The following is a 17781-nucleotide window of genomic DNA, read 5'->3' on the forward strand; positions in this document are numbered from 1 at the left end:
GCGGAATCCGGGGCAATCGTCGCACGCGCCGCCTTCGCACGGACTTCACCGGGCATGGTTGACTGTGCGCGCCATGCGCCGACTTCTCGTTCTCGCCCCAGCCCTGGTCCTGCTCGCCGGCTGCAATCCGTCGAGCCCGGCGAAGGAGACTCCGTCTTCGGCGCCGGCGAGTTCCGCGTCGGCTTCCGCGGGGCTGCCGCCCGATCCGCAGCCCGCGCGCACCGCGGAGTGCCCGTACCTGTCGAACGAGACGGTGCAGGACGCGAACGGGCAGCACGTCACCAAGGTGAGCGTGTCCGCCGACGAGCCGCATCCGACGTGCTTCTTCTATCGCCCGGACGGCAGTCTCCAGCTGTCCGTGCGCGTGTACGTGGGCAAGAGCGACGTCGCGACCGCGCTGGTCAACAAGGCCGCGCCGGTCGACACCTCGAACCCGGCTTCGGATCCGGCGGGGTGGAAGGGCGGCTACCAGCCGTCCGGCGACGGGGTGGTCTACGCCGTCGCGAAGGGCGAGGCGGCCGTCATCGTGACGAGTAACCAGAAGCAGAGCATCAAAGCACGCACAGTGGCGAAAAAGGCTATCGCTGCCCTGAAGCTCTGAGTAACGGGCTCCGCACGGGTGAGTGAAGTTGATCTTGTATTACTCTAAGCAGCACGCGCAGTCCCCCCAACACTCGCGCGACGGGTGCCCGTCCGGCACCACATACTTGGTTACCCCTTTTCGACGACAAGGACAGATTCGTGGCTGACACCCTCAAGGAAATCCTGCTTGACTCGAGCCGTCGCCCCACCGTGGTCTCCGACTTCGCGGAGCTCGTGGACGCCGAGGTCGCCGACAAGGGCGGGGTCTCCGGCGCGGTCGTGAAGACCGGCTTCGCCGCCGTCAAGAAGATCAAGCCGGGCATCATCCCGTCCGCGATCGACAGCCTGCTGGACGACTTCTCCGGCGCGCTCGAGCCGTTCTACGGCGACTTCCGCGCCCAGGGCGGCAACGACTTCGGCGCCTACCTGACCAGCCGCTCGGACGAGGCTTCGGACGCGCTGCTCGGGGTCACCGACAGCCGTGCCGACCGCAGCAGCCGCGACAGCATCAAGAAGGTCTACTCGAAGCTGCGCCCGAACGGCAAGAAGAACGTCGAGGAGGCGCTGCCGCGTCTCGGCCAGCTGATCGACAAGCACGCCGCCGCGGCCTGAACCGGCTGAGCGACATACGAAAAAGGGCCCCGGGACGCACTTCCCGGGGCCCTTTTCGCGCGTTCAGTTCTTCTTCTCCGCAGCCGACGTGCTCGGCGCCTTGCCGTTCGTCTTGGGCTCGCCCGGCTTGGCGTCCTTCGCGTCCTTGGCTTCGGGAGCCGGCTTCGCGGGCGGAGCCGGCGGGGTGGCCTTCGGCGGCGCCGGGGCGACCGGCGGCTCCTGCTGACGCGACTTCAGCGCGACGGCGGTGCCGACAGCGACCGCGCCGAGACCGAGGATCCACGGCCAGCGGCGACGCTTGCGAGTGCCCTTGGCCGCGCTCTTCGCCTCCTCCAGCGCGACGCGGAACTCCTTCTTCGCCGCCTTGAAGTCCTTCTTGCCGCGACGCTTCGACTCGCCAGCCGACGCGGCGGCCTTGATCGCGGCCTTCTTCGCCTTGCGGCCCGGCTTCTTCATCTCGGCGATGCGGGCGAGCGCTTCCTTGCGCGCCGCGGCGGAGCTCTTCTTCAGCTCCTTGCGAGTCAGCTCCGTCTTCTTCGCCAGCTTGCGGCGGGCCCGGCGGCTCCGCTTCCCCAGCTCCTCCGCGCCGGCCTCGGCGGCCTTCGCGCCCGCCTTGCCCGCCTCGACGACCAGCTTCCGCAGGTCCGCCGAGCCGGACTTGGCCGACTCACCGACCGATTCCACGGCCCGGGTCATGGTCTTCACCTCATCAATCGTTGTGAAACAGATCTGTTGCTTGACATCTATCCTGCCCTTTTTCCGCCCGCACCGCTGCGGCTTCCCGTTCGAGGCGGATCGGAAACCTCGGGAAAGTGCCTTCTTCCTGGGCCGATGTCCAGCGCGACGGGCCGAGACGGCCCCCTGAACCCCCCATTTGTGCGAAGGGGTGGCACGATGGCGGCGTGACTGAAAGCGCCCGCAAGGCCACCCTGCACACCAACCAGGGTGACATCCACGTGAACCTGCTGCCCGACCACGCGCCGAAGACCGTGGCGAACTTCGTGGGGCTGGCCACCGGCTCCAAGGAGTACACCCAGCCGAACGCGAAGGGCGGCAACTCCGGTCCGTTCTACGACGGCTCGATCTTCCACCGCGTCATCGACGGCTTCATGATCCAGGGCGGTGACCCGACGGGCACCGGCCGCGGCGGCCCCGGCTACAAGTTCGGCGACGAGTTCCACCCCGAGCTGCAGTTCTCCAAGCCGTACCTGCTGGCCATGGCGAACGCCGGGCCGGGCACCAACGGCTCGCAGTTCTTCATCACCGTCGCGCCGACCTCGCACCTGAACTTCCGGCACACGATCTTCGGCGAGGTCGCGGACCAGGATTCCCGGAACGTCGTCGACGCCATCGCGACCAGCGCGACCGGCCCGGCGGACCGCCCGCTGTCCGACGTGGTCATCGAGAAGATCACCGTCGAAGACTGACGAGCCGCAGGCAGGGACGGGGTTTCGGTAGGTTGGAGTCATCGTGAGCCAACCGCCGAACCCGTCCGCGCCGTCCATGCCCGGTTGCTGGTGGCATCCGAACCGCCCGACCGGCCTCAGTTGCGCCCGCTGCGGGCGTCCGGCCTGCCCGGACTGCCTGCGCGAAGCCCCGGTGGGATTCCAGTGCACCGACTGCGTGCAGACCGGGGCGCAGCAGCAGAAACAACAGCAACGGCAGTATCGCGATGCCGGGATGGGGTCTCGCACGATCGCGGGTGCCCGGCTTTCGAATTCTTACGTTGTCACCGCGACGTTGATCGCGGTGAACGTGGTGATCTTCTTCGTCACCGTCATCCAGGCGAAGAGCCTGTTCAACAACAATCTGTCCCTCACCCATGCGTGGTTTTCCCTGGAGCCCGTGCTCACCCTCGGCGCGGGCGAGTGGTGGCGGGTTTTCACGTCGGGCTTCCTGCATTACGGACCCATTCACATCGCGGCGAACGCGTTCTCGCTGTGGATGATCGGCCGTGCACTGGAGCAGGTCTTCGGCAAGGTCCGATACCTGGCGCTCTACTTCGTGTCGATGCTCGGAGCCTCCACCGCGGTGCTGCTTTTCGGGGACGGCAGGCCGACTGTCGGTGCCTCCGGCGCGATCTTCGGGCTTCTCGGCGCCTACGCGGTCATCACGCTCAAACTGCGGCTCAACCCGACCGCGCTGCTCATCAACCTGGTGATCAACGCCTACATCACCTTCACGATCCCCGGCATTTCGATCTGGGCGCACGCTGGCGGCCTCGTCACCGGGGCACTGGTGACAGCCGCGATGCTGTACGCCCCGGCCCGCAACCTCGTCCGGTGGCAGGCGATCGGCACGGCCGTCATCGCGATCGCGCTTGCCGGGCTGATCGGCTGGCGAGGCACGGATTATCCGTCGCTGGATTGCTCTCCCCATCTGGTTCAGGGGGAGTACCGGTACACGTGCCAGCTATCCCGCTGAGCGGTCCCGTAGCTCCGTAAGCACGTCCAGCACGTCGCGAGGATCCTCGCCGAGATCGGTCTGCCCGAAGATGAACAGCTGATCGTCGTGCTCCAGTTCGAGCGTCACGCCGTCGCGGCCGAGACGGCGCGTGCTGCGCAGCCGGACCGTCGTGCTGGTCCAGGGGAGCCGGTGGGTGCCATTGAGCGTGCGAGCGCGCAAACCGTCCTCGTCGGCGGCCAGGCGCGGCCGGACGAGCGTCCAATGGACCGCGAACGCGCCGACGGCCAGCGTGGCGAGGCCGGTGAGCACCGCGCCCTTGCCGTCGCCGAAGGTGGCGTCCAGGACGGTTCCGACCAGCAACAACGCGGTCAGGCCCCACGCCACTACCACGAGGTTTCGGCGCGGAGCCCACGAGGCCGGGTGGTTATCCACAGGGGTTATCCACACTGGGGATGAGTCACACCGGTGTGATTCGGTGTCAATCGGCCGTCCGGAGCAAAGCTGATCCGGCGGATGGTCAGCGCCACCGCATCGTCATCAGCAGGCCGGCGATCATGGCGGCGAATCCGATGGCGAAGTTCCAGTTTCCGAGCTGGCTGAGGAACGAAACTTTGTCGCCGGCGATGTAGTTCACGACCAGCCAGATCAGCCCGAGGAGCATGAGGCCGAACATGACGATCTTGTAGAACAGGTTCGACGGTCCCGCGGCCTGGACCTTCACCGGGGTGCGGCGGTCGACAGGCGGGGTGTACGCGGTCTTCTTGCGGACCTTCGACTTCGGCATCGTTTCCTCGCGTGCTCTCGGGCATTCCTGGTGGCGGCATCCTGGACGAGGTCCCGCTGTCGGGGTGCGCAACCAGCGCCACGTGCACACGTTAACGTAAAGGACGGCTCCGCAGCACCGGGCGGGAGCGGTCGGGTTTCTCAGACTGTGACAATAGCGCCACCTGGAGTGCCGAGGAGGACTCCGGCCGGGCGCGGGAGGAGCTTGCGTGACGCCGCAAGATTGGCCGGGCGAGGACGACCGCCGCCCCGGCACGGGACCTGACCGCCCGGTCCGCCGACAGCCCCCGCCGCCGAGAAGGCAGTCCGGGGAGACGCCGCCGCGGCGAAGAGTGGCCGGCGATCCGGGCCGGAGATCACCCGAACAGCGCACGCCGATCGACCGGGGCGGACCGGCCCAGGGCGGCGGCGAAAACCGCCCCGGACAAGGGCGAGCGGGCGGCGGCAGGCCCCGCGAGGGTGACCCCCGCGGCGGTGATTTCGGCGGCCCGCGCGGCGCCGCACCCCGCCGTACCGCCGAGTTCCGCGCCGAGGGCGACCCGCGCGGCGAACGACGTCCGGCCGACCCGCGCGCGGGCCGTCCCGAACCCGGGGACCCGAGCCGGCGTCCCCGCGGCGGAGACCCGCGCCGCCAGCCGGAAGAAGGCCGTCAGATGCCTCGCCGGGTGGGCGCCGGGGCCCCGGATCCGTCCCGGCGGCGGATGACCGGACCGGAGTTCGCCGAGCAGCCGACCGAGGTGTTCTCCGCGGTGGCCGTCGCCGACGAGGACGACAAGAAGAAGGCCAAGAAGACCCCGCCGCCGTTGGGCAAGGGCGGGATCGCGATCCGCACCGCGGGCGAAATCTTCATCACGCTCGGCGTCGTGGTGCTGCTGTTCATGGTGTACGAGGTGTGGGTCACCGACCTGTTCTCGGCGGAGAAGCAGCACACCGCGAGCGACCAGCTCGACGGCGACTGGCAGAAGGACCGCACGCTGCACCCCGAGCTGATCGACGGTAAGGCGTTCGCGCGGATCCACATCCCGTCGTTCGGCGCGGACTTCAACTTCACCATCCAGGAAGGCACCGGCGAGGACTCGCTGGCCGTCGGTCCCGGTCACTACAAGGGCACCGCGCTGCCGGGCGAACCGGGCAACTTCGGCATCGCCGGACACCGCGTCGGAAAGGGCGCGCCGTTCAACGACCTGGACAACCTGAGCTCCTGCGACCAGATCGTCATCGAAACGCACAGCGATTTCTTCATCTACCAGGTGCTGCCCTACGACGACGAGATCAAGGGCTGGAGCAGCGGCAAGGGCGCGCAGCCGGAGTGCAAGGGCGTCTCGACGCTGCGCAACGCGAGCATTCCGGGCGGCGGACCGTACGACGAAACCTTCGGCCGCAAGGTCGTCCAGCCGAGCCAGGGCGACGCGGTGAACGCGGTGCCGTACAAGCCGGCGGACGCGTTGCCCAAGGCGCAGCAGGCTTCGCTGCTCACGCTCACCACGTGCCACCCGCAGTTCTCGGCGAAGGAGCGGCTGATCATCACCTCCGTGCTGACTCGCCAGGTGCCGAAGACGCAGGTGCCGGATTACACGACGCTGCTGAAGAAGATCGGAGTCGGTTCCTGATGTACGGCTGGCTCTGGCGGCATCTGCCCGGTCCGTTCGCGGTGAAGTTCGTGATCGCGCTCGTGCTGGTGCTCGGGATTGTGGCGCTGCTGATGTTCGTGGTGTTCCCGTGGCTGGACCCGCTGCTGTGGTTCAACAACGTGTCGGTGAACAACTGAGGTTCGGCGTCTTCCTGGTCTCGGGCCGCTTCCCGGGCCAGGACGACGCCGCCGTCCTGCGGCGCACCGTCCGTGCCGCTCTTGCTGCCGAGGCGGCTGGCTTCGACGACGTGTGGCTGGCCGAGCACCACTTCATGCCTTATGGCGTGTGCCCGTCGGCGATCACGCTCGCCGCACACGTGCTTGGCCAGACGTCGCGGATCAGCGTTGGCACGGCGGTGAGCGTGCTGTCGACGACGCATCCGGTCGCGTTGGCTGAGCAGTGGTCAATGCTGGACGCAATCTCCGACGGCCGATTGCGATTGGGCGTTGGCCGGGGCGGGCCTTGGCAGGATCTGGAAGTGTTCGGCACCGGGTTGCCGCGCTATGAAACGGGTTTCGCCGAGTCGCTGGATCTGTTGCTGACTGCCGCTACTGGCCGAGTCTCGGCTGAGGGCTCACATTTTGCTTTCCGGGAAGTCCCGCTTCGCCCAGCTCCGCAACGATCTTTGGACGTTGTAGTGGCCTGCGGCGGCCCGGCTTCCTCTGCCGTCCGGCTGGCTGCGGAACGTAAGTTGCCGTTGTTGCTGGGCCTGCACGCGGATGACATGGAGAAGGCAGCAACTGTCGCTGCTTATGGCGCACCTGCGGCCCACGTGTCGACGGTGCTATGCCAGGTCGGCGACGATGCCTCCGCGGTGGTGCGCCGTGCTTTGCCTGGTTGGCTGTCGGATGGCTTAGCCGCCCACGTGCCGGTGGACGATCGTCCTGGTCCGGCCCGGGATCCTTGGGAGTACACGGAAAACCTGTGCGCGATCCATCCGGTCGGTCCGGTCGAGCATTGCGTCGAGACCCTGCGAACAAGCCTCCGGCGCACCGGGGTGTCCCACGTGATCATGTTCGTGGAAGCATCCGGCACGCCGGAGGGGACTCTGGCCAACATCGCGCGGATCGGTGCTGAGGTGCTGCCCGCGCTGCGGGATTAGCCGGGTGTTCGGGCCTTCTCATCTCTAGATCGCAGGCTCGAGTCCTGCCGGGACTCTGTCGGCGTGGGCACGGACGACCGCATTCATCTCACAAGCTCGCGCCCCGATCGGCGTGTACTTCACGCGGTGTAACACCGATCGTGATCCTTGCGAGTACAAACCGGACACACTCAGCGGCGATCCTCTGGGAGAACGAATGCCGGTTCACAGAGTCATCGGTTTCGCGCTTGCCGCATCCGCGCTGTTTGTCTTCCTGGCCGCCTGCGGATCGTCGACAGGTACCGATTCCGCGCAGCCGACGTCGGTGCCATCGACGTGGCACAGCATGTTCGACTCCAGCACGGTCAACCCGTCAGCGTCGCTGTCAACATCGGAGACCACTGCCACCACCCCGCCGGCGGCCAACGATTTCGAGGTCGCCCTGAAGACGGTTTCCAAGCACTGCTTCGGCTCTGCTGGCTGCAATGTGGTGGTGGAGCCGAAATTCACGTACAAGGGCACAGCGGATATCGACCAGTACACGTGCGACGTCACTTACGAGATCACCGGCGACCAAAGCGGTCCGATCACGGAGACCGCGGCGGGCACGACCCCAGGGAAGACGATCGTGCGAAACACAGTGATGACCACGTCGTCCACGAAGGCCAAGGTCGCCGCGTCAGTGACCTCAGTGGAATGCAGAACTAGCTAAAACCGGCCTGGGCAGGGGAATCCCCTGACCAGGCCGCACCGGCTCAGCAGTCCCGCAGCTCAGGGCTCTGGTTCAGCAACTGCCCGCGAGGCGAGACGAACGCCCGGTACCGATCCCCGTCCGTCTCGCGGAACACCGCCACCCGGTGGCAGTTCTGGAATGCCAGCTTCACCCCGAAATGCCGCTCCAGTCCGCCGCGGATCGCGTCCGAGGCCAGGGCTCGCAGGAGCTGACCGCGGGCGGCCTCGCTCGGCGGCGGGGTTTCGTTGTCCGCGAATCCGTCCGCGGCGGTGTCCGCTTCCGCGATCACTCCGGTGATGACCTCCCACGCGTACGGCAGCGATTCCCGCACACAGGCCACGAACTCGGCGTCGGAGACCTCCCCGCGTTCGGCTTTTTCCAGCAGCGCGGGCGATACGTCCAAGGACAAGACAACCTCCATGGTCAGCGGTACCCCTCAGAGCTACCGGCCCGCCGGACCCGGCCACAAGAGAAAACGAGTTTCATCACCACTTTGGTGGATCACTCCCACCGGAACAGCCGCACGGCGAGCGCCGTTCCGCCCAGCGCGAAAGCGGCCAACGCGACGAACTGCAGCGGCTGCCCGCCGTCGCCGACCCAGGCGTCTTGCAGTGGTTGGGTGCCTGGCGGGACGTAAGCGCCGATTTTCTGGATCACTGCTGGCAGCAGCGGTCGGGGCAGGTAGACGCCGCCGATGAACATGATGGGGAAGAACGCGATCATGGCCAGTCCGCCGGCGGCTTTGCCGGTGCGGGCGAGGGACGCGGCGATCAGGCCCAGCGCGAACACCGAGACCAGGCCTAGCAGCAGGGCCAGCAGGAAGGGTCCGGGATGGCGGGGGATCGGCACGTCGAAGGCGATGCGGGCAGTGACGAGCATCAGCAGAACTCCGGCCAGCGCGACGGCGGCGTGGATCAGCACCTGGGCGAGCAGGAGATACGCGGGCGGTACGGGGGTGGTGGCTAGGCGGCGGAGAATTCCCTGTTCGCGGTAGGTGGCGACGGCAGCGGGGATGACCTGCAGACCCAGCATCGCCAGCGCGATGACGATCAGCGAGGGCACCCAAAGGTCGACAAATCGATATCCACCAGTTACGGGGCTCGGTTCTCGCATGCCGGGGATCGAGCCGACACCCAGCAGGACCGCGGTCGGCAGGAAAACGCCCAGGAGTGCCCACAGCGGCGTGCGCAGGAACAGTTTTGCTTCGGTGATCAGCAAAGTACGCATCGGGAGAGCTCCTTCAGTCGCGAGTGAGCGCGACGAACGCTTCGTGCAGGGTGGGTTGGCCGGTGGTGGCGAGCAGGTCGGCGGGAGTCCCGGTGGCGACGACGCGGCCCTGATCCAGCAGCACCAGGCGATCGCAGAGCCGTTGCGCCTCGTCCATGAAGTGGGTGACCAGCACGATCGTCACGCCGGAAGCACGCACGTCCTCGACCAGCTGCCACGTTTCCCGCCGGGCGTGCGGGTCGAGGCCGGTGGTCAGTTCGTCGAGAATCGCCAGCTCGGGGCGGCCGACCAGTGCGAGCGCGATGGACAGCCGTTGCCGGAGGCCGCCGGAAAGCTTGCCGAAGGCGACGTCGCGGTGGGCGGCTAGGCCGAGTTGGGTCAGCAGCATCTCGATGTCGGCCGGGTTAGGGTAGAAGGACGCGAACAGCGAAAGCGCTTCCCGGACCCGCAGATTCTCCGGCAGGCGCGCGTCCTGCAGTTGGGTGCCGACGCGGCGGCGCAGTTCGGCGGCGTCGCGCGCAGGATCCAGGCCCAGTACGGAAATCGTGCCGGAATCCGGCGAGCGCAGGCCCTGCAGGCATTCGACAGTGGTGGTCTTCCCGGCGCCGTTCGTGCCGAGTACGCCGAAGATCTCGCCGCGTTCGACGGAGAACGAGACGCCGTCGACCACAACCCGGCCCGCATAGGCCTTGCGGAGTTCGGAAACTTCGATGAGTCGCATGCGAACGACGCTAGAAGCGCCCGCGGTCCGGCAGAATGAGCCGGAAACCCCAGTTGAGGTGGGGTTTTGCTGGTGCCGGGGTGGGGCTGGGGCCACCCCGATCCGGGAGCTGCGACCAGGGTCCGGGAAGGCCGGAGCAGCGAGACTGGGGAGCGAAAGGGGGTGCCATGACGTCGGTGCGGCGCGCGTGGGCACTCGCCGGTCTCGCGGTGGTGAGCTGGGTCGACGTCCTGCTTGAGCTGATCGCGTTCGCGCTGCTGTGCGTGGGTCTCGTGCTCTTCTTCTCCCCGGCGGTCGAAATCGCGCGCGTCCGGTCGCGGCGCACCCGGGAGCTGGTCGGCCAGTGGACCGGCCGGGATATTCCGAGCCCGTACCGGCCCGAGCCGCCGGAGCCGGAACGCGAGCGTGACGGCTGGTATCGCGACGGCACTCAGCTCTACCGGCGGGCCTGGTGGATCCGCTGGAATCGACGTTTCACGTGGATCATGGAGGATCCGGCGACCGGCCGGGAGTTCGGCTGGCAGCTGCTGAATCCGCTGGTCGCGCTGGGTTTCGCGGTGTTTTCGCTGGTCGCCGGACCGGTCGCGCTGCGCGGGTACGCCCGGTGGACCGGGTACTGGCTTGGCCTGCACGCACCGCGAGAGAAAAGCTGGCTTGGTCGCCGGTTCGAGACGCTCGGGCATCAGCTGGGACTGTGGGCGATCTCCGTGGCGCAGCTGGGCCTGACGGTCGCCCAGGTCATCGTGCTGACCGGCGCGGTGCCGGCGTTCCCGACGGTCACGCGGGCCAGTCGCGCGGTCGCCGACACCTTCCGCCGCGAGGCTGAGCGCTGGACGGGCGTGCGGATCGCTCAGCCGTACGTGCCGCCGCCCGCGCTCCCGGTGCCGCGCGGCGACGGGCTGTACCAGTTCGGCAAGCAGCTGTACGAGGAACCGTGGTGGCCGATGCTGCGCGCCCGGATCCACTGGGTGCTCCACGACCGCGCGACCTGGCGGGACATGGCCGCCGCGGTGCTGCTTCCGGTGCTGACGCCGGTGCTGTGGGTGCCGTCGGCGGCGCTGGTCTTCTGGGGGATTTACGGCCTGGTCGCGCTGTGGATCACTGGCGCGCACAGCTGGTTCGAGATGGTCGGGTTGCCCGCGGCGACCAGCACCGGCGGTGCGTTCGCGATGACGCCGGTGGCGTTGGCGGCGGTGTTCGTCGGATTGCTGCCGACGCCGTGGCTCGCCAGGTGGCAGGCGAAACTCGGGCGGTGGCTGCTCGGTCCGACCGAGGCGTCCCGGCTTGCCCAGCGGGTGCACCGGCTGGACCAGACGAGGGTCGAGGTCAACGTCGCGCAGGCTGCTGAGCTGCGGCGGATCGAACGCGACCTGCACGACGGCATCCAGTCGCGGCTGGTCGCGATGGGGATGAAGCTTGGTGCGGTCGAAGCATTGATCGACCATGATCCGGATAAAGCGAAACAGCTGGCTGCCGAGCTGCGGGAAGCGTCGTCGGAGGCGCTCACCGAGCTGCGGTCTCTGGTGCGCGGCATCCATCCGCCGGTGTTGTCGGAGCGCGGACTGGTCGATGCGGTCCGTGCGGCAGCGTTGGACAGTCCGTTGAAAGTCGAGGTCACGGCCTCGGTGCCGGGGCGGCTCGAACAGCCGGCGGAGGCTTGCGTGTACTTCGCGGTGTGCGAATTGCTTGGCAACGCGGCTAAACACGGCGAGGCCCGGCGCGCGACCGTGGTGCTGGAGTATCTCGACGGGTTGCTGCGCGCGACCGTCACCGACGACGGCAAGGGCGGTGCCGACGCCGCGCGCGGCACGGGTTTGCGCGGGATCGAGCGGAGGCTGTCCGGATTCGCCGGTAGGTTGGCGCTGACCAGCCCGCCGGGCGGCCCGACGGAGGCGATTGTGGAGGTGCCGTGCCAGCTCGACCCCGGACCGTCGTCGCCGAAGACCAGTACCTCCTCCGAGACGGGTTGACCCATCTGCTCGTCGCGCACGGCTTCGACGTCGTCGCGGCCGTCGGCTCCGGGCCCGAACTCGCCGCCGCGCTGCGGGAACACCGGCCTGATGTGTCCATTGTGGACGTAAGGATGCCGCCGACCAATACCGACGAGGGCTTGCAGGTCGCTCTCGCCGCTCGGCGGGAGACGCCCGGACTGCCGATTCTCGTGCTGTCGCAACACGTCGAGCAGCTGTACGCGCGCGAATTACTGGCGGACGGCACCGGCGCGGTCGGCTATCTGTTGAAGGACCGGGTATTCAACGCGGAACAGTTCATTGACGCGGTCCGCCGGGTCGCGGCGGGCGGGACCGCGATGGATCCGGAAGTGATCGCGAAACTGGTGGCGGGCAATGCTTCCGATCCGCTGGCGGCCCTGACGCCACGGGAACGCGAAGTGCTCGGTTTGATGGCGGAGGGTTGTTCGAACGCCGCGATCGCCAGCCGGTTGCACTTCAGTGAAGGCGCGGTCGGCAAGCACACCGCGAATATCTTCGCCAAACTCGGGATTTCCGCTTCTGACGATACGAATCGCCGGGTGCTGGCCGTGTTGAAGTTCCTCGGTTCTAGCTGAGCGGCACCCGCACCGCGGGCGGAAGCGGCTCAGCGCCCGGATGTGCCCGGAAAGACTGGAGCAGCAACGCCGTGAACCGCCGCACCGCTGCGACGCGCGCGGAAGGCGGTTCCACCTGGATGCCCTCGTTGGCGACCAACGCCAGCACAAGGTCTTCCAGCACGAAATCCGCGCGCAGATCGCCGCTTTCCTTGGCTCGGCGGATGAGTTCGAGCAGCAGCCGCAGCGTCCGGGCGCGGTCGGCGGCGAAGTCGAGGCGTCGCGGCAGTTGCGCGACGAACGCGCGAAACCCCTGCTCACGGGCGTGCACCTCGGTGAGTTTCTCCACCGCCAGGACGAAACCCAGCCACGGGTCAGCCGCGGCAAGGCCCTCCTCGACGATCGACGAGCACAGCCCCAGCTCCGCGGCGAACGCTTCGGCGATCAGCGCGTCTTTGGTCGGAAAATGCCGATAGACCGTCGCGACGCTCACCTCGGCTTGCCGCGCGATCTCTCGTATCGGCACGCGGTATCCGCGGACGGTGAAGGCCACTCGGGCAGTGGCGAGAATGCGTACGCGGTTGTGCGCGGCGTCGGCCCGTCTCACTTCGGCCGTCACCCCTCTCAGTTCCGCCTGGACCGCTGACCTGCTGGAATACCGTCGGACGCATGAAAGCCGTCCAGTTTGATCAGTATGGCCCGCCCAGCGTCGTGCACGTCGCCGATGTCGCCGAACCGCACGCCGGGCCTGGCGAGATTCGCATTTCCGTGCGTGCGTCCGGCTTTTCCGCGGGCGAAACCGCTATCCGGTCCGGCGAGCGCAAAGGTGCGAGGCTGCCGTTCCGGACGGGATACGACGCTGCTGGCGTGGTGGACGAAGTGGGCGATGGAGTTCCTGGGATAGAGCTCGGCGCACACGTCTTCGGCATGACGGCCGCGGATCGTCGCGGGGCCAACGCCGAGTACGCCGTTCTCGTTCACTGGGCAGTCAAACCGGTCGCATGGAGCTGGGCCGAGGCAGGCGGTGCCGCGGGTGCGATCGAAACCGCCACCCGAGTGTTGGACCAGCTGCCTGGCGAAACGCTCCTGGTGCACGGCGCGGCAGGCGGGGTCGGCACGGTCGCGGTTCAGTTGGCAGTAGCCCGCGGTGCCACCGTTATCGGCACCGCGAGCCCGCACAACCACGATTTCCTGCGCTCACTCGGTGCGGAGCCGACGACATACGGACCCGGACTGGTCGACCGGGTCGGCAGCGTCGACGCGGTATTCGACTGTGCCGGGGGAGCACTGCCAGATCTGATCAAGATCGCCGGAGACCCCGCGAGGGTCGTGACGATCACCGACGCCACCGCGGCACAGCATGGCGTGCATTTCTCGCACAGCGCCGCGATCCCCGGGGCCGACCCACTGGCAGTACACGGCCTTGCCACTGCGATAAAGCTTGCCGAGGAAGGGCGCTTAAAGATCCCCGTCGCAGCGACCTTCCCGCTGAGCCAAGCCGCCGCCGCGCATGAGCTGAGCGAAAGCAGACACACCCGCGGGAAGATCGTCTACCTGAACTCAGGCGCGTGAAACCCGCACCATCTCGTCCCGTTCCACGACCTTCACCCGCTCGCGTCCTTCGGCCTCGCCGAGCGACTTTTCGTGCGCGTCGAGCTTGCCCCACCCTTCCCAGGTGGTGAACGAAATCCCGCGCGCGGCGAGGAATTCCAGGATCGCTTCCGGCGACGAATGCCGCGGCGCGGCGAGAGTGTCCGCGTCCGCCAGCAGGTTCGCGACGGTCTCGGCCGCGTCGCCCTTCGTGTGGCCGATCAGGCCGACCGGGCCGCGCTTGATCCAGCCGGTCACGTACACGCCGGGGACCTGGTTCTCGTCCAGGTCCAGCACGCGGCCGCCCTGGTTGGGGATCACGCCCGCGGTGTGGTCGAACGGGATTTCCGGCAGATGCGACGACAGGTAGCCGACCGCGCGATACACCGCCTGGACGTCCCAGTCGTGGAACTCGCCGGTGCCGACGACCTTGCCGTCGCGGTACTCGGTGCGTTCGGTGCGCAGGCCGACGACCTTGCCGTCCTCGCCGAGCACCTCGGTCGGGGCGTGGAAGAAGTGCAGGTGCAGCCGCCGCGGACGGGTGCCTTCGTCGCGAATCGCCCATTCCTGCAGCGTCTTCACGACCATGTCGGTCTGCTTGGAGGACCGCAGCTGCGCGACGCTCGCCTCGTCGAACTCCATGTCCTCGGGGTGCACGATCACCTCGACGTTCGGCGAATGGTCCAGTTCGCGCAGTTCCAGCGGCGAGAACTTCGCCTGCGCCGGACCGCGGCGGCCGAACACGTGCACGTCGGTGACCGGGCTGGCCTTCAGACCCTCGTAGACGTTCGCCGGGATGTCGGTCGGCAGCAGTTCGTCGGCGGTCTTGGCGAGCACGCGCGCCACGTCCAGCGCGACGTTGCCGACGCCGAGCACCGCGACCGACGTGGCATTGAGCGGCCAGGTGCGCGGCACGTCCGGGTGACCGTCGTACCAGGACACGAAGTCGGCGGCGCCGTGGCTGCCGTCGAGGTCGATGCCCGGGAGGTCGAGCGCGCGGTCGGCCATCGCGCCGGTCGCGAAGATGACCGCGTCGTAGAACTCGCGCAGGTCGTCGAGCTTGAGGTCGGTGCCGTAGTCGACGTTGCCGAGCAGCCGGATGTTCGGCCGGTCGAGCACCTTGTGCAGGGCGTTGACGATGCCCTTGATGCGCGGGTGGTCGGGCGCGACGCCGTAGCGGATCAGCCCGAACGGCGCGGGCATGCGCTCGAACAGGTCGATCTCGACGTCCGCGTCGGACTTGTCCAGCAGGTCGGCGGCGTAAATGCCGGCGGGACCGGCGCCAACGACGGCGACACGAAGGATTCGGCTCACCGGTCCACGGTAAGTTAGGTGATCCTAACAATCACTGTGATCTGGCGTACGGTCCACCAGGTGGGAGCCGCTAAGCTGGCGCTATGCGCGTTCTCGTCGTCGACAACTACGACAGCTTCGTCTACAACCTCGTCCAGTACCTGGCGCAGCTCGGCGCCGACTGCACGGTGTGGCGCAACGACGTCGTCGACCTCGACCGCGTGCCCGAATTCGACGCGGTGCTCGTCTCGCCGGGCCCGGGAACGCCGGAACGTGCAGGTCAGAGCATTGAAGTGATCGCGAAATGCGCCGAGACGCGCACGCCGATGCTGGGCGTCTGCCTCGGCCACCAGGCGCTGGGCGTGCACTTCGGTGCCACCGTCGACCGGGCCGACGAGCTGCTGCACGGCAAGACCAGCCAGGTGCATCACACCGGCGTCGGCATCCTCGCCGGGCTGCCGGAGGAGTTCACCGCCACTCGCTATCACTCGCTCACCGTGCTGCCGGACACCATCGATCCGGCCGTTTTCGAGGTCACCGGGACCACCGAGAGCGGCATCGTGATGGGCATGCGGCACCGCGAGCTGCCGCTGGAGGGCGTGCAGTTCCACCCCGAATCCGTGCTCACCGAATGCGGGCACCGGATGCTGGCGAACTGGATGGCCTCGGCCGGACACCCGGTCGCGCCGTCCGTCGTCGACGACCTGGAGCGGGCCACCCGCACGCTGCAGAAGGCCGCGACTGCGTGACCGCGCCGACTCCGCTGATCCGGCTCAGCGGAGTCGGAAAACGTTACGGCAGCGGTGAACCCGTCCTGACGCACGTCGATTTCGAGGTGCCCGCGGGACGGGTCGTCGGCATCCTCGGCACGAACGGATCGGGCAAATCAACCCTGCTGCGGATCCTGGCCGGGGTATCGCGCGCGTCGTACGGCGACATCACCGGAAGCCCGGCGGTCGGTTACCTGCCGGACCGGTTCCCCGGCGGCCAGCGGCTGAGCGCGCGGGCATACCTGCGGCATCTCGCGCGGATCCGCGGACTGGCCGACCTGTCCGGCATCGATCCGCTGCTGAAGCGGCTCGCGCTGGTCGGCAGTCCGGACGCGCAGCTACGGACGCTGTCGAAAGGCAACGCGCAGAAGATCGGCCTCGCACAAGCCGTGCTGGTGCGGCCGGACCTGCTGATCCTCGACGAACCCTGGTCCGGTCTCGACGTCGGCACGCACGCGGTGCTCGGCGAATTGGTCGCGGAAACCCGGGCCCGAGGCGCGAGCGTCGTATTCACCGACCATCGGCCGGACGTCGTCCGCGCCCACGCCGACGAGGTGTACCGGCTCGAATCCGGCCGGCTCGCGCCGCTGGAAACGCATCCGGAGCGCAAACGGATCACGCTGCTGCCGGTGTCGTCGAGCGTCGACAACTGGTCCGCTGAACCAGGCGTGCACACGGTCGCCGACCAGGCAGGCGGCGTGGTCCTGACGGTCGACGCCGAACACGCCGACGCCGTACTGCTGCGTGCGCTTTCCGGCGGCTGGTCGGTGCGGGAGGTGGCGCCGTGCTCGCAGTGAGCCGCTATTACCTGGCGCTGCTGGGACATTCGCAGCGGTACCTGCCCGCGGGCCTCGCGTACCTAGCGTTGTGCTCGATCCTTTACGCAGACCCGAGTTCGCCGGTGATTCCGCTGTATGGCGTTAGCGGGGCAGGGGTTCTCGTACTCGGTTGCTGGCTCACGATCGCGTTGCTGGACATCGAAGACCCGGTGCAGCGGTTGATCACCCTCAATCATGCTGGGGGCAACCGGAAAACCATTGGCGGCGCGGTGCTTACGGTTTTCGGCTGCACCTTGGTGTGCACGGTCGTGACTGTCGCGTGGGCGGCGACGCATCGGAATCAGCTGCATTGGCAGATTGTCAGTACCGGCCTGGCGACCCATCTGGCGTGCGCTCTGGTCGGCATCGCGATCGGCCTGCCGTGCTCGCGACTGCTGGTATCGCGCATCGGATGGACGGTGCTCGCCGCGGTTCTCGTGCTTGGCGTGGTGCTGCTGGGAAAGTGGGTCCCGGTGGTGCATCCGCTGCTGGAGGCGCTGATGAGCGGCACTCCGTACGGCGGTCCGCTCGGCTTGGCGATCGGCGCGTCGGTGGTGCTGCTGGCGGCGAGCATGACTGTGGTGGGCGCGGTTTCCGCGCGACGATCTTGAACAAGGGGGAGGTCACATGGCGGCTGGCATCATCCTGATCACCATGCCGGAGGCGGCGGACGACGAGCTCCGGAAGCTCGCGGCATGGTTTCGCGACGAGGACGACTTGCGCGGCCGGATCCGAGCCCAAGACGCACCGGCGCGTCCTGGCGAAATGGGCGGTGCGCTGGAAGCAATCACCGTCATCGCCACCAGCGGCACCGCGACCGCGCTGTGCCGCTCGCTCTTCGACTGGCTGGCTCGTCGCCGCGAAGCACGAAAGGTGTCTCTCAAACTGACGATGGGCGAGGACAAGCTCGAACTGGAGTGCGGCTCGGGCGACGATTCCGCTGAAGTGCTTGCCGCGCTCCAGAAATTCCTCGACCAGGAGTCTTGACC

Annotated in this window: 23 protein-coding genes; 15 read left to right on the forward strand and 8 right to left on the reverse strand. The window is 67.9% G+C overall.

What is annotated here, in order from left to right; genetic code table 11:
* Window positions 1–73: 73 nt before the first annotated feature.
* Both ACWDNU_RS23945 and ACWDNU_RS23950 read left to right on the forward strand, forming a co-directional pair.
* Window positions 74–601: a DUF2020 domain-containing protein gene (locus ACWDNU_RS23945; RefSeq protein WP_449670526.1), complete on the forward strand. Its 528-nt coding sequence runs from the start codon at window positions 74–76 to the stop codon at window positions 599–601.
* 140 nt (window positions 602–741) lie between these two features.
* Entirely contained in the window at window positions 742–1194 is a 453-nt protein-coding gene (locus ACWDNU_RS23950) for a DUF6918 family protein (RefSeq protein WP_370932737.1), read from the forward strand.
* Between the two features lie 63 nt (window positions 1195–1257).
* Here ACWDNU_RS23950 and ACWDNU_RS23955 read toward each other — a convergent pair whose 3' ends face one another.
* Window positions 1258–1890, reverse strand: a complete 633-nt coding sequence (locus tag ACWDNU_RS23955) for a hypothetical protein (protein ID WP_370932736.1) — start codon at window positions 1888–1890, stop codon at window positions 1258–1260.
* 206 nt (window positions 1891–2096) lie between these two features.
* On the opposite strand from ACWDNU_RS23955, the gene ACWDNU_RS23960 reads away from it, so the two are divergent.
* Together ACWDNU_RS23960 and ACWDNU_RS23965 are read left to right on the forward strand one after the other, a co-directional pair.
* Window positions 2097–2621: a peptidylprolyl isomerase gene (locus ACWDNU_RS23960; protein ID WP_344282324.1), complete on the forward strand. Its 525-nt coding sequence runs from the start codon at window positions 2097–2099 to the stop codon at window positions 2619–2621.
* Between the two features lie 43 nt (window positions 2622–2664).
* Window positions 2665–3618, forward strand: coding sequence for a rhomboid family intramembrane serine protease (locus tag ACWDNU_RS23965; protein ID WP_449670527.1), 954 nt, complete (start codon window positions 2665–2667; stop codon window positions 3616–3618).
* On the opposite strand, the gene ACWDNU_RS23970 is transcribed toward ACWDNU_RS23965, so the two are convergent.
* Entirely contained in the window at window positions 3607–4032 is a 426-nt protein-coding gene (locus ACWDNU_RS23970; protein WP_449670528.1) for a PH domain-containing protein, read from the reverse strand. The two genes, ACWDNU_RS23965 and ACWDNU_RS23970, sit on opposite strands and share 12 nt — an antisense overlap.
* A gap of 85 nt (window positions 4033–4117) precedes the next feature.
* A complete protein-coding gene (gene crgA / locus ACWDNU_RS23975; protein ID WP_354735956.1) occupies window positions 4118–4384 on the reverse strand; it encodes a cell division protein CrgA in 267 nt (88 codons plus the stop codon).
* Window positions 4385–5036: 652 nt separating this feature from the next.
* Between crgA and ACWDNU_RS23980 the strand changes: the two genes are divergently transcribed.
* The 4 genes from ACWDNU_RS23980 to ACWDNU_RS23995 all read left to right on the forward strand — a co-directional run bounded on the left by ACWDNU_RS23980 (window position 5037) and on the right by ACWDNU_RS23995 (window position 7807).
* The gene (locus tag ACWDNU_RS23980) at window positions 5037–5993 is read left to right on the forward strand and encodes a class E sortase (RefSeq protein ID WP_449670529.1); all 957 of its coding nucleotides are present in this window, start codon (window positions 5037–5039) and stop codon (window positions 5991–5993) included.
* Window positions 5993–6151, forward strand: a complete 159-nt coding sequence (locus ACWDNU_RS23985; RefSeq protein WP_009085537.1) for a hypothetical protein — start codon at window positions 5993–5995, stop codon at window positions 6149–6151. Before ACWDNU_RS23980 ends, ACWDNU_RS23985 begins: the two co-directional genes overlap by 1 nt.
* Window positions 6121–7116 carry an LLM class flavin-dependent oxidoreductase gene (locus tag ACWDNU_RS23990; protein ID WP_449670530.1) on the forward strand — a complete coding sequence of 332 codons (996 nt, stop codon included), beginning with the start codon at window positions 6121–6123 and terminating at the stop codon, window positions 7114–7116. Before ACWDNU_RS23985 ends, ACWDNU_RS23990 begins: the two co-directional genes overlap by 31 nt.
* 196 nt (window positions 7117–7312) lie before the next feature.
* Window positions 7313–7807: a hypothetical protein gene (locus tag ACWDNU_RS23995; RefSeq protein ID WP_449670531.1), complete on the forward strand. Its 495-nt coding sequence runs from the start codon at window positions 7313–7315 to the stop codon at window positions 7805–7807.
* Between the two features lie 43 nt (window positions 7808–7850).
* Here the strand turns inward: ACWDNU_RS23995 and ACWDNU_RS24000 are convergent, their stop codons facing one another.
* The 3 genes from ACWDNU_RS24000 to ACWDNU_RS24010 all read right to left on the reverse strand — a co-directional run bounded on the left by ACWDNU_RS24000 (window position 7851) and on the right by ACWDNU_RS24010 (window position 9776).
* Window positions 7851–8237 carry an SCO5389 family protein gene (locus ACWDNU_RS24000; protein ID WP_344282305.1) on the reverse strand — a complete coding sequence of 129 codons (387 nt, stop codon included), beginning with the start codon at window positions 8235–8237 and terminating at the stop codon, window positions 7851–7853.
* 92 nt (window positions 8238–8329) lie between these two features.
* Window positions 8330–9055, reverse strand: a complete 726-nt coding sequence (locus ACWDNU_RS24005; RefSeq protein WP_449670532.1) for an ABC transporter permease — start codon at window positions 9053–9055, stop codon at window positions 8330–8332.
* Between the two features lie 13 nt (window positions 9056–9068).
* Entirely contained in the window at window positions 9069–9776 is a 708-nt protein-coding gene (locus ACWDNU_RS24010) for an ABC transporter ATP-binding protein (protein ID WP_449670533.1), read from the reverse strand.
* A gap of 167 nt (window positions 9777–9943) precedes the next feature.
* Between ACWDNU_RS24010 and ACWDNU_RS24015 the strand changes: the two genes are divergently transcribed.
* Together ACWDNU_RS24015 and ACWDNU_RS24020 are read left to right on the forward strand one after the other, a co-directional pair.
* On the forward strand, window positions 9944–11746 hold the full coding sequence (locus ACWDNU_RS24015; RefSeq protein WP_449670534.1) for a sensor histidine kinase: 1803 nt from the start codon (window positions 9944–9946) through the stop codon (window positions 11744–11746).
* Window positions 11686–12342, forward strand: a complete 657-nt coding sequence (locus ACWDNU_RS24020; protein ID WP_449670535.1) for a response regulator — start codon at window positions 11686–11688, stop codon at window positions 12340–12342. Before ACWDNU_RS24015 ends, ACWDNU_RS24020 begins: the two co-directional genes overlap by 61 nt.
* On the opposite strand, the gene ACWDNU_RS24025 is transcribed toward ACWDNU_RS24020, so the two are convergent.
* Entirely contained in the window at window positions 12335–12928 is a 594-nt protein-coding gene (locus tag ACWDNU_RS24025) for a TetR/AcrR family transcriptional regulator (RefSeq protein ID WP_449670536.1), read from the reverse strand. The genes ACWDNU_RS24020 and ACWDNU_RS24025 overlap by 8 nt on opposite strands.
* Before the next feature lie 62 nt (window positions 12929–12990).
* Here ACWDNU_RS24025 and ACWDNU_RS24030 point away from each other — a divergent pair, with 62 nt between their 5' ends.
* Window positions 12991–13893: an NADP-dependent oxidoreductase gene (locus tag ACWDNU_RS24030; RefSeq protein WP_449670537.1), complete on the forward strand. Its 903-nt coding sequence runs from the start codon at window positions 12991–12993 to the stop codon at window positions 13891–13893.
* Here the strand turns inward: ACWDNU_RS24030 and ACWDNU_RS24035 are convergent.
* Entirely contained in the window at window positions 13882–15225 is a 1344-nt protein-coding gene (locus ACWDNU_RS24035) for an FAD-dependent oxidoreductase (RefSeq protein WP_449670538.1), read from the reverse strand. The two genes, ACWDNU_RS24030 and ACWDNU_RS24035, sit on opposite strands and share 12 nt — an antisense overlap.
* An 83-nt stretch (window positions 15226–15308) precedes the next feature.
* Between ACWDNU_RS24035 and ACWDNU_RS24040 the strand changes: the two genes are divergently transcribed.
* The 4 genes from ACWDNU_RS24040 to ACWDNU_RS24055 are packed head-to-tail and all read left to right on the forward strand — an operon-like array spanning window position 15309 to window position 17779.
* Window positions 15309–15953: an aminodeoxychorismate/anthranilate synthase component II gene (locus tag ACWDNU_RS24040; protein ID WP_449670539.1), complete on the forward strand. Its 645-nt coding sequence runs from the start codon at window positions 15309–15311 to the stop codon at window positions 15951–15953.
* Between the two features lie 14 nt (window positions 15954–15967).
* Entirely contained in the window at window positions 15968–16771 is an 804-nt protein-coding gene (locus ACWDNU_RS24045; protein ID WP_449670558.1) for an ATP-binding cassette domain-containing protein, read from the forward strand.
* Window positions 16759–17403, forward strand: coding sequence for a hypothetical protein (locus ACWDNU_RS24050; protein ID WP_449670540.1), 645 nt, complete (start codon window positions 16759–16761; stop codon window positions 17401–17403). Before ACWDNU_RS24045 ends, ACWDNU_RS24050 begins: the two co-directional genes overlap by 13 nt.
* 16 nt (window positions 17404–17419) lie before the next feature.
* Window positions 17420–17779 (forward strand): effector-associated constant component EACC1, encoded by a 360-nt coding sequence (locus ACWDNU_RS24055; protein WP_449670541.1) that lies wholly within the window; start codon window positions 17420–17422, stop codon window positions 17777–17779.
* The last annotated feature ends 2 nt before the right edge of the window (window positions 17780–17781 follow it).

Source organism: Amycolatopsis sp. NPDC003676, assembly GCF_053587275.1.

Bases quoted from the DNA above. Each gene is read 5' to 3' on its own strand.
- ACWDNU_RS23945 (WP_449670526.1), top strand. From the start codon at position 74: ATGCGCCGACTTCTCGTTCTCGCCCCAGCCCTGGTCCTGCTCGCCGGC.
- ACWDNU_RS23955 (WP_370932736.1), bottom strand. From the start codon at position 1,890: ATGACCCGGGCCGTGGAATCGGTCGGTGAGTCGGCCAAGTCCGGCTCG.
- crgA (WP_354735956.1), bottom strand. From the start codon at position 4,384: ATGCCGAAGTCGAAGGTCCGCAAGAAGACCGCGTACACCCCGCCTGTC.
- ACWDNU_RS23980 (WP_449670529.1), top strand. From the start codon at position 5,037: ATGCCTCGCCGGGTGGGCGCCGGGGCCCCGGATCCGTCCCGGCGGCGG.
- ACWDNU_RS23985 (WP_009085537.1), top strand. From the start codon at position 5,993: ATGTACGGCTGGCTCTGGCGGCATCTGCCCGGTCCGTTCGCGGTGAAG.
- ACWDNU_RS23995 (WP_449670531.1), top strand. From the start codon at position 7,313: ATGCCGGTTCACAGAGTCATCGGTTTCGCGCTTGCCGCATCCGCGCTG.
- ACWDNU_RS24005 (WP_449670532.1), bottom strand. From the start codon at position 9,055: ATGCGTACTTTGCTGATCACCGAAGCAAAACTGTTCCTGCGCACGCCG.
- ACWDNU_RS24010 (WP_449670533.1), bottom strand. From the start codon at position 9,776: ATGCGACTCATCGAAGTTTCCGAACTCCGCAAGGCCTATGCGGGCCGG.
- ACWDNU_RS24015 (WP_449670534.1), top strand. From the start codon at position 9,944: ATGACGTCGGTGCGGCGCGCGTGGGCACTCGCCGGTCTCGCGGTGGTG.
- ACWDNU_RS24030 (WP_449670537.1), top strand. From the start codon at position 12,991: ATGAAAGCCGTCCAGTTTGATCAGTATGGCCCGCCCAGCGTCGTGCAC.
- ACWDNU_RS24040 (WP_449670539.1), top strand. From the start codon at position 15,309: ATGCGCGTTCTCGTCGTCGACAACTACGACAGCTTCGTCTACAACCTC.
- ACWDNU_RS24055 (WP_449670541.1), top strand. From the start codon at position 17,420: ATGGCGGCTGGCATCATCCTGATCACCATGCCGGAGGCGGCGGACGAC.